The sequence below is a fragment of the Mammaliicoccus sp. K-M42 genome, assembly GCF_022386375.1.
GTDB classification, from domain to species: Bacteria; Bacillota; Bacilli; order Staphylococcales; family Staphylococcaceae; genus Mammaliicoccus; species Mammaliicoccus fleurettii.
The window spans coordinates 42,067-52,021 of record NZ_JAJNIS010000015.1 but is presented as its reverse complement, the minus strand read 5'-3'; the positions used below and the strand labels follow the sequence as shown (position 1 = coordinate 52,021).

The following is a 9,955-nucleotide window of genomic DNA, read 5'->3' as shown; positions in this document are numbered from 1 at the left end:
CCGCACAGTCTACCTCTCTCTATAACTATAAAAAATAGCTATGAAAAAATCTATCGTCATAGATTTCTTCATAGCTAATCTTAGTATGTTTCATTGTGTGGTAATATTTAAAAATATTTTCAGTCTTTGAAAATAAATTCAGATGTAAGATATAAATGTCTTTACGAGGGTTATTCATTGGTCTTTGAACTTTTTTATTTTAACATAGTTATATGAATATTAATGTAAGCGATTACTATAAATTATTATAAATACATAAAAGGGGCTGTACGTATGAGTTTAAATGTTGGAATCATTGGTTGCGGTGGTATTGCAAATGGAAAGCATTTACCTAGTTTGCAGAAGATAAGTGAAGTAAATATTGTTGCTTTTTGTGATATTGAAATTGAAAAAGCTCAAGTTGCTGCAGAACAATATGGTACAAATGATGCAAAAGTGTACGAAAATTATAAATTATTGTTGGAAAATGATGATATAGATGTTATTCACGTATGTACACCTAACAGTTCTCATAAAGCATTAACGGTTGCTTCACTCGATGCTGGTAAACATGTGATGTGTGAAAAACCTATGGCTAAGACTACAGAAGAAGCGAAAGAGATGATTGAAGCTGCTAAACGTAATGGTAAAAAATTAACGATTGGTTATCAAAATCGTTTCAGACCTGACAGTCAATATTTACGTAAAGCTACACAACGTGGAGACTTAGGTGATATTTATTATGGTAAAGCTCAAGCTATACGTAGAAGAGCTGTACCTACTTGGGGTGTCTTTTTAGATGAAGAAAAGCAAGGCGGTGGACCTTTAATTGATATTGGAACACATGCTTTAGATTTAACATTATGGATGATGGATAATTATGAACCTGAATCTGTAATGGGCTCAACTTTCCATAAGCTTGGCAAAAAGGAAAATGCTGCAAATGCATGGGGACCATGGGATCCTAAGAAATTCACAGTTGAAGATTCCGCATTCGGTTTTATTAAAATGAAAAATGGTTCTACAATTATTCTTGAATCAAGTTGGGCGCTAAATTCATTAGAAGTGGATGAAGCAAAATGTGCACTTTCAGGTACTGAAGGTGGCGCTGATATGAAAGACGGTTTGAGAATTCATGGTGAAGAGTTCGGTTCTTTATACACTACAAATGTAGAGTTAGAAAATAAAGGTGTAGATTTTTATGAAGGTGAAACTGTTGATGAGGCAGAAGTAGAGGCGCGTAGCTGGATTGATAGTATCGTAAATGACACTGAACCAGTTGTTAAACCAGAGGAAGCTATGGTAATCACGCAAATATTAGAAGCACTTTATCAATCAGCAAAAACAGGTAAAGCTGTATACTTCGATTAATAAAAGGGGATATTAAAATGAATATAACTGTATGGAATGAATATAGACATGAAGTAGAAAGTGAAACAATTAAAGCTGTTTACCCGGATGGTATTCACAATGTTATAGCAGAATTTTTAGGTGAGAATCATGAAGTTAAGACAGCAACATTGGATGAGCCTGAACATGGTTTAACTGATGATGTGTTAGCTAATACAGATGTATTAATATGGTGGGGACATAAGGCACATGATGAAGTGAAAGATGAAATTGTAACTAAAGTGAAACAACGTGTGTTAGATGGCATGGGTCTAATCGTATTGCATTCAGGTCATTTTTCAAAAATCTTTAAAAGCTTAATGGGAACAACGTGTGATTTAAAATGGCGCGAGGCTGACGATAAGGAAAGACTTTGGGTAGTAGATCCGACACATCCTATTACAGAAGGTCTCAACTCATATATAGAGTTAGAAAAAGAAGAGATGTATGGTGAACATTTTGATATACCTGCACCAGATGAAACAGTATTTATAAGCTGGTTTGAAGGTGGAGAAGTCTTTAGAAGTGGTGCAACATTTAAGCGTGGTAATGGTAAGATTTTCTACTTTAGACCAGGTCATGAAAGCTATCCTACTTATTATAATAAAGAAATTCAACAAGTTATTAAAAATGCAGTTGAGTGGGCGTGTAATAGAAATACACCTAAACATCAATATGGTAATGCACAACCTCTTGAGAAAATTAGCAAAAAATAAAATAGGAGACTTCTAATATGAATAAACTAAAATTAGGTGTCATCGGTGTTGGTGGAATTGCACAAAACAGACATATACCAGCTTTTAAAAAATTAGACCACTTAGTAGAAATAATAGGCGTACAAGATATTAACTATGAATTGTCTGAAAAAGTAGCTTCAGAATTTAATATTACGAATGTTTTTGAGGAATATAATGAAATGTTTAAACAAGTAGATGCTGTCGTTATATGTACGCCGAATAAATTCCATGCTGAAATCAGTATTGCTGCTTTAAATGCAGGTGTGCATGTATTTTGTGAAAAACCAATGGCAATGAATCGTAAAGAATGTGATGCGATGATTGAAGCGGCAAATCGTTCTGGCAAATTGCTAGCAATTGGTTATCATTATCGTTTTACAGATGCGGCAATAACAGCTCATCGTGCAATTGAAGAAGGTGTAGTTGGAGATGCGCTCGTAACAAGAGTACAGGCATTACGCAGACGTAAAGTACCAGGTTGGGGTGTCTTTACTAATAAAGAACTTCAAGGTGGAGGCAGTCTTATAGATTATGGATGCCACTTATTAGATCTTGCTATGTGGTTACAAAAAGATGCTCAACCGGTGGAAGTGTTGGGTAAGACTTATAATCGATTAAGCAAAACACCAAACCAAATAAATGACTGGGGAACATTTGATTACGAAACATTTGAAGTAGACGATCATGTGTCTAGTTTTATCACTTTTGAAGATGGGTCAACAATGCAATTTGAATGTTCATGGTCAGCAAATATTAAAGAAGATAAAATTCATTTAAGCATGTCTGGTGTTGATGGCGGTCTAAATGTATATCCGTTTGAAATATATCAACCTCGATTTGGAACATTTTTTAATGAACAAGCATACGCTGAACATAATGAAGATAATGCAGCACAACGACAATCTTTAAACTTTGTAAACAGCTGTTTAGGTTTAGAAGATTTAGTTGTGAAGCCTGAAGAAGCAAGACGTGTAAGTTCATTAATAGATGCTATTTATCAAAGTAGTGAAGAGGGAAGAAGTGTAAGAATAGAGTCTTAATAAATTTATAAGGGGTGTTACATATGAAAATCGGTGTATTTACAGTGCTTTTTCAAGATAAAACGTTTGAAGAAATGTTAGATCATGTAGCAAATTCTGGATTAAAGATGGTTGAAATTGGTACTGGAGGAAATCCTGGTAATCATTTTTGTAATTTAGATGAATTGCTAGAAAATGAAGATAAAAGAACAGAGTTTATGAATGCAATTACACAAAGAGGATTGGAAATTAGTGCTTTTAGTTGTCATGACAATCCAGTTTCTCCAGATAAAGAGCATGCTAAACAAGCACATGAAACATTTATTAAAACAGTCGAATTAGCTTCAATCCTAGGCGTACCAGTTGTTAATACATTTTCAGGCGTACCTGGATCTGACGAAGATTCGAAACATCCAAACTGGCCAGTGACACCTTGGCCAACAGCTTATTCTGAAATACTAGAATGGCAATGGGAGAAAAAACTAATCCCGTATTGGAAAGAAGCGGCTAAATTTGCTAAAGATCACAATGTCAAAATTGGTATCGAGTTACATGCAGGTTTCTCAGTACATACACCATATACATTGTTGAAATTAAGAGAAGCAACAAATGATGCAATAGGTGCTAACTTAGATCCGAGTCATTTATGGTGGCAAGGTATAGATCCAATAGCAGCAATTAAAATACTAGGTAAAGCCGGTGCAATACATCATTTCCATGCAAAAGATACTTATATTGATCAAGAAAATGTCAATATGTATGGATTAACAGACATGCAACCATATAGTTCAGTCCAATCAAGAGCATGGACATTTAGAACAGTCGGTTATGGACATAGCCCACAAGTATGGGGAGATATTATAAGTGCACTAAGAATAAATGGATATGATTATGTCGTAAGTATAGAACATGAAGATCCTATAATGTCAGTAGAAGAAGGCTTCCAAAAAGCAGCACATAACTTACAGACAGTGAATATCAACGAATCACTAGATAATATTTGGTGGGCATAATGAAAAACATGACTTCAGCTTATAAAAATGGGCAGAAGTCATGTTTTTTTTAGTTGGATATTTGGTGGTGTATTATGAAGTTGTAAGTGATATGTTATTAAAGTTTTTCTGCTAATTCTACAAAAATGCCTTCGGGTCCTTTTATATAACATAGTTTATATAGGTCTTCGTATTGAATGATTTCTCCAATTATATTTGATGATGTTGATTTCAAGTTCTCGACAACTTGCTCAATATTTTGAATTGCAAATGCGAAATGACTGGCACCGATATTTTTGGGGAAGTATTTAGTTTCATTAGATGTCTCTACTTGGTTATGGAATTTTATAAGCTCTATTGCGGTTTCTCCATTGTGGACTTTCATCATAGCAATTGTTGCTTCTACTGCATCGACTCCGTATATGTTATTAATCCACTCACCATTGACATTTTGTTCGCCAATTAATTCTAAACCTAAAGTTTTGAAAAAATGCTTAACTTCTTCCAAATCTTCAATGACAATTCCTACATGGTCCATTTTCTCTAATTTCATGTTATACATCTCCAATTTAGATTATGAGTTATTTGTCATTATATAATGAAATTGTTATTTAAACTAATAAATTAAATCATAAAATGAAAACGATTTCAAATAATTGTCTTTCTTCTCTAAAAATAGGTTGAATATTGAAAAATCGGAACTAAACTTTGATATAGTATATTTAAGGGGAGTGAGATTTATGAAAAGAATTTTTTTGATAGCTAGTGCTTTTATAGGTGTCATAGTAGGTGCTGGATTCGCATCTGGCCAAGAAGTTCTACAGTATTTTACGAGTTTTGGGGTTATGGGGATATTTGGAGGTATCATAACAACAGCACTGTTTGCATATGTAGGTATGATGCTAGTTTGGCTCGGAAGTAAAATGAAGACAGATTCACATAAAGAAGTTATACATAAAGTAACTGGTAAATCAGCTTTTGGAAGTATAGTCGGTTGGACTATTGATTTAGTAATTATCTTTACACTGTTTGGTGTAGGTGTCGTAATGTTAGCAGGTGCAGGTTCGAATTTAAGCCAACAATTTGGTTTAGCACCTATTATCGGTACATTAATTATGACGGTTTTAATTCTTTTAGCAGGTATGTTGAAAGTAGAAGGTGTCGTTAAAGTTATCGGAAACATAACACCATTTCTTATTGTCTTTATTGTAATTATATCAGTTTATAGTTTCTTCACAGTAGATACATCGTTTGCTGAGTTAAATAAAATATCTGACTCATACTCTTCTACATTACCAAACTGGTTTATAGCTGGTATTAATTATGCATCATTTAATACTGCAGTAGGTGCATCAATGGCTATTGTTATGGGTGGCGCTGAAAAAGATTCTAAAATCGCTGGTATGGGTGGATTATTAGGTGGACTTGCATTAGGTGTCATGATTATATTAAGTCATTTAGCTATTTTCTCTAAACTAGATACAGTAGGAGATCTAGATATGCCGATGTTAGGTATTGTAAATGAAATTTCTCCTATCTTAGGTGTGTTTATGGCGATTGTGATATTTGGTATGATATTTAATACTGGATTGGGAATGTTTTATGCATTTGCTTCTAGATTTACTTTTGTAGGTACAAATTCATTTAAAATATTTTACATAGTATCAGTCATAGTCGGTTTAGGATTAAGCTTCGTAGGATTTACAGACTTAGTTGCAATATTCTATCCGTTAATTGGTTATTTAGGGTTAGTATTAATCTTAGTACTAATTTATGCACCATTTAAAATGAAATTTGGTAAAAAGGAACTTTAAATATATTTTTCAAGAGTTGAGGCTGGGACAAATTAATTGTCTCAGCCTTAATTGTTAAAATCATTAAATTATTACTGTGTAGTCTACAATTATACGATATACTTCAATAAAGAGTTAATAGACATGAATGGAGGGATAACATGGATAATCAAAGAGATCAATGGTCATCTAAACTAGGTTTTATTATGGCATCTGCTGGTGCTGCAATCGGAATAGGGGCTATATGGAAATTTCCATATGTTGCTGGTCAATTCGGTGGTGGAGCCTTCTTATTATTATTTATTATATTTACACTATTTATTGGATTACCAATGTTAATATCAGAGTTTATAATCGGGCGTTCTACGAGTAAAGAGGCGGTTGCGGCTTATGATTCTTTAGCGCCAAAATCACCTTGGAGAATAACTGGTAGACTTGGCGTAATCGGTTGTTTCTTATTATTATCGTTCTACAGTGTTGTAGGTGGTTGGATAACGATTTATACGGCACTAGGTTTAACGGGTAATCTTATTTCAGATGATGCAAACTATGGTAAAGTCTTCGAACAAATTATCGGACAACCTTTCACTGTATTGATTGGTGTATTTGTATTTATTTTAATGAATGTTATCGTATTGAACTTTGGAATTAAAAAAGGTATTGAACGAGCAAATAATATTTTAATGCCATTATTATTTATCTTTTTCATTATTCTTGTTATAAGAGCGGTTACTTTAGAAGGTGCTTCTGAAGGGCTATCTTTCTTCTTTAGTTTTAATTTTGAAGATTTTTCAGCAGAAGGTGTCTTATATGCGCTCGGCCAATCATTCTTCTCATTAGCAGTAGGATTTTCATGCATGGTTACATATAGTTCTTATTTAAGTAAAAAGGAGAGTCTACCAACATCAGCTGCGTCAGTATCAGCGATGAATATTATAGTTTCAATATTAGCAGGTATGGCTATTTTCCCTGTTGTGTATGCATTTTCTTTAGAGCCAGCAGAAGGTCCAGGTTTATTATTTATAGTATTGCCTAATGTATTTAGCCAAATGGCATTTGGATCAATATTTTTAACTTTATTTTTACTATTGTTCTTATTTGCTACTTTGACTTCATCGTTCAGTCAGTTTGAAATTATTATTTCTGCTTTAGAAAAAGAAGGCAAAAGATCTAGAACAAAAATCGTATGGATACTTGGCTTACTTACATTTATTGCTTGTATACCTTCTTCGTTATCATATGGTGTATTAGCAGATGTTTCTATATTTGGAAGATCTATATTCGATGCAACAGATTATTTAGTGAGTAATATATTACTTCCAATTGGATGTTTGCTTATTGCAGTATTCATCTCATTTAGGATGGACCAAGCAATTGTGAAAAAAGAATTTCAAATTGGTAATCAATTATCTCTAAAATGGTTCAAATTATGGAAATTCTTAATGAGATATATTATACCTATCATTATCATTATAGTATTTATATTCTCGCTTTAATTTTGTAATGACATCCATGAAAAGAGGTGCTAGAAATGGAATTTAAACAGTTAAAATATTTTGTGGAGATTGTCAGAAATGGTGGTATGACACAAGCTGCAGAACATTTATTTGTAGCACAATCAACAATAAGTAAAGCAGTTAAAAATCTTGAAAATGAATTTGAAGTCACACTTTTTGACCGTTCACAAAAACATATTAAACTGACGGATACGGGAGAAGTTTTTTATGAAAAAGCCGTAGAATTTTTAACACTATTTGATCACTTAACATTAGAACTTAATGATATTTTTGACGTTCAAAGAGGGCATATAAGATTAGGATTATCACCCATGATAAAAGTTGACCTCATAACAGATAGTCTTGAAAATTTTCATAAAAAATACTCAAACGTCACATATGAAGTTACTGAAGGTGGCGGTAAAGCCGTAGAACACTATATAAATAAAGATGAAGTAGACATTGGCGTGACGACATTGCCAGTAGACTCCTCAAAATATAATAGCGTCGCCTTGTATAAAGAAGAACTATTTTTAGTCGTAAACAAATTACATAAACTCGCACAGAGATCACAAGTTTCAATTAGTGAACTGAGAGAAGAAGAATTTGTATTATTTCATGACGATTATTACTTAAGAGATATGATTATAGAAAATTGTCGTAAAGAAGGATTTTATCCAAAAACCGTAGCCAAAATATCCCAGCTAACATTTATAAGCAATATGATAGAAAGAGGACTCGGGCTATCAATAGTACCTCGAAGTATAGCAGAACAAATGAGTGAAGATGTCAGAATGATTGAGCTGAAAGGTGAGAAAATATATTGGCACTTAGGTCTCATCTGGAAAAAAGGCGCTTACGTCAATCAAGTTACAAAAGAATGGATAGTATTTTTAAAAGACTCCCTATATAGGAAATAAGCATAAGGGACAAAATTCCGAGAAATGTCCGTAAGCAGTGCTGTCGCTAAGGAGCACAATTCGGAATTCTGCCAGTAAGAGCAATCTAAGGAGCACAATTCAGAATTCTGCCAGTAAGCGCAATCTAAGGAGCACAATACAGAATTCTGCCAGTAAGCGCATTCTAAGGAGCATAATTCAGAATTCTGCCAGTAAGAACATTCTAAGGAGCACAATTCAGAATTCTGCCAGTAAGATCAACATAAGAATGACAATCAAAATTTAATAGAACCCCCGGAGTTAGACTTTTGCCTAACTTCGGGGGTTTTTATATCAAATCAGTTTGTTCATTACAATAACAGGCTCTGTTTTAGACTAACTATTCCAAATTGGAATGCGTGTAATCGATAATATGTATTTTATTAATAGTTCGTATGGTCATATAATGATGTCTATAACGATTTATTAAAAGGGTTGTGTTTATATGGTGAAACTATTTATAAAGATATTATTTCAAGTGTCTTTGATATATATAATTACGCAAGTTGGAAAATGGCTACAAGAGATACTGCATATACCGATTGCAGGTAGCATTGTTGGTCTTGGGTTTCTGTTTTTCTTACTATTAACGGGTATTTTACCTGAGCATTGGATTGAGGTTGGAGCTAATAAATTAATCAATGTTATGATTCTATTTTTTGTACCTTCAATTGTAGGTGTAATGGATATCGCTGATCAAATTGGACTGAGTTACATTATTATGGTCGTTTTATTGATTGTAAGTACGAGTTTAGTTGCATTGTCATCAGGTTATGTTTGTGAAAAGATTTTAAAGTTAAATAAAAAAGATAAGGAGAAAACAGCATGATTATAAAAACAATTACGATGATATTTTTAACACTAGCATGTTTTATAATCGCTAAGAAATTACAACTGAAGTATAAACATCCTCTTCTTAACCCAGCGCTCATTTCTTCTATCATGATTGTGAGTGTATTACTTATTCTAGGATTCAACTATAAGGACTATATGGTGGGTGGCTCTTGGATACATCAATTTTTAGATTGTTCTGTTGTGAGTTTAGCGTATCCTTTATATAAATATAGAAAATTAATTGTCGCAAACTTTAAGATTATTATAACGAGTGTATTAACAGGTATTATGGTTAATTTTATTGTTATTTATAGTGTGCTTTATGTAATGGGTTATCCTAGTTCGACTATTGTTACGATATTGCCTAGATCTATGACAGCAGCTGTTGGGATAGAGGTTTCTCATCAAATGGGTGGAACGGATACACTAACTGTCATGTTTATCATTGCGACTGGATTGATTGGCAGTATATTAGGTAATTTCTATATAAGTAAAGCTAGATTTAAAAGTGATTTAGCGAAAGGCTTAACTTATGGAAATGCTTCACATGCATTTGGAACAGCAAAAGCATTAGAGGCTAATATTGAAGCTGGAGCATTTAGTACAATAGGTATGATATTGACTGCAGTCTTAAGTGCAATTATGTTACCGGTCATGTACTTAATTACGACATATATTTAGAATGTGAAGTCATGGTGTGAAATTTCCATGACTTCTTTTTTTATTAACAAAACGACGTAATGAAAAATATTTTTATATAAATTTTTATTCATAAATT

The 9,955-nt window shown here is 33.1% G+C and carries 10 protein-coding genes; 9 read left to right on the top strand and 1 reads right to left on the bottom strand.

Annotated elements, in window-relative coordinates:
• The first annotated feature begins 273 nt into the window (after positions 1-273).
• From LQ668_RS08865 to LQ668_RS08850, 4 genes are read left to right on the top strand one after another with little or no spacing between them, the layout of a single operon-like run.
• Complete coding sequence (locus LQ668_RS08865; RefSeq protein WP_107510046.1) at positions 274-1,350, top strand: Gfo/Idh/MocA family protein; 1,077 nt, start codon at positions 274-276, stop codon at positions 1,348-1,350.
• Between the two features lie 17 nt (positions 1,351-1,367).
• On the top strand, positions 1,368-2,084 hold the full coding sequence (locus LQ668_RS08860) for a ThuA domain-containing protein (protein ID WP_107510045.1): 717 nt from the start codon (positions 1,368-1,370) through the stop codon (positions 2,082-2,084).
• 17 nt (positions 2,085-2,101) lie between these two features.
• Entirely contained in the window at positions 2,102-3,145 is a 1,044-nt protein-coding gene (locus LQ668_RS08855; RefSeq protein WP_078358580.1) for a Gfo/Idh/MocA family protein, read from the top strand.
• Between the two features lie 23 nt (positions 3,146-3,168).
• Entirely contained in the window at positions 3,169-4,137 is a 969-nt protein-coding gene (locus LQ668_RS08850; protein WP_107510043.1) for a sugar phosphate isomerase/epimerase family protein, read from the top strand.
• A 97-nt stretch (positions 4,138-4,234) separates the two neighbouring features.
• On the opposite strand, the gene LQ668_RS08845 is transcribed toward LQ668_RS08850, so the two are convergent.
• On the bottom strand, positions 4,235-4,669 hold the full coding sequence (locus LQ668_RS08845) for a VOC family protein (protein ID WP_208143507.1): 435 nt from the start codon (positions 4,667-4,669) through the stop codon (positions 4,235-4,237).
• Positions 4,670-4,856: 187 nt separating this feature from the next.
• Here LQ668_RS08845 and LQ668_RS08840 point away from each other — a divergent pair, with 187 nt between their 5' ends.
• The 5 genes from LQ668_RS08840 to LQ668_RS08820 all read left to right on the top strand — a co-directional run bounded on the left by LQ668_RS08840 (position 4,857) and on the right by LQ668_RS08820 (position 9,858).
• Positions 4,857-5,930 carry a YkvI family membrane protein gene (locus LQ668_RS08840; protein ID WP_208143508.1) on the top strand — a complete coding sequence of 358 codons (1,074 nt, stop codon included), beginning with the start codon at positions 4,857-4,859 and terminating at the stop codon, positions 5,928-5,930.
• A gap of 140 nt (positions 5,931-6,070) precedes the next feature.
• Positions 6,071-7,405, top strand: coding sequence for a sodium-dependent transporter (locus tag LQ668_RS08835; RefSeq protein ID WP_078357908.1), 1,335 nt, complete (start codon positions 6,071-6,073; stop codon positions 7,403-7,405).
• Between the two features lie 35 nt (positions 7,406-7,440).
• On the top strand, positions 7,441-8,325 hold the full coding sequence (cidR, locus tag LQ668_RS08830; RefSeq protein ID WP_239776006.1) for a cidABC operon transcriptional activator CidR: 885 nt from the start codon (positions 7,441-7,443) through the stop codon (positions 8,323-8,325).
• Between the two features lie 463 nt (positions 8,326-8,788).
• A complete protein-coding gene (locus LQ668_RS08825) occupies positions 8,789-9,172 on the top strand; it encodes a CidA/LrgA family protein (RefSeq protein ID WP_078357906.1) in 384 nt (127 codons plus the stop codon).
• Positions 9,169-9,858 (top strand): LrgB family protein, encoded by a 690-nt coding sequence (locus tag LQ668_RS08820; protein ID WP_078357905.1) that lies wholly within the window; start codon positions 9,169-9,171, stop codon positions 9,856-9,858. Before LQ668_RS08825 ends, LQ668_RS08820 begins: the two co-directional genes overlap by 4 nt.
• Positions 9,859-9,955: the final 97 nt, after the last annotated feature.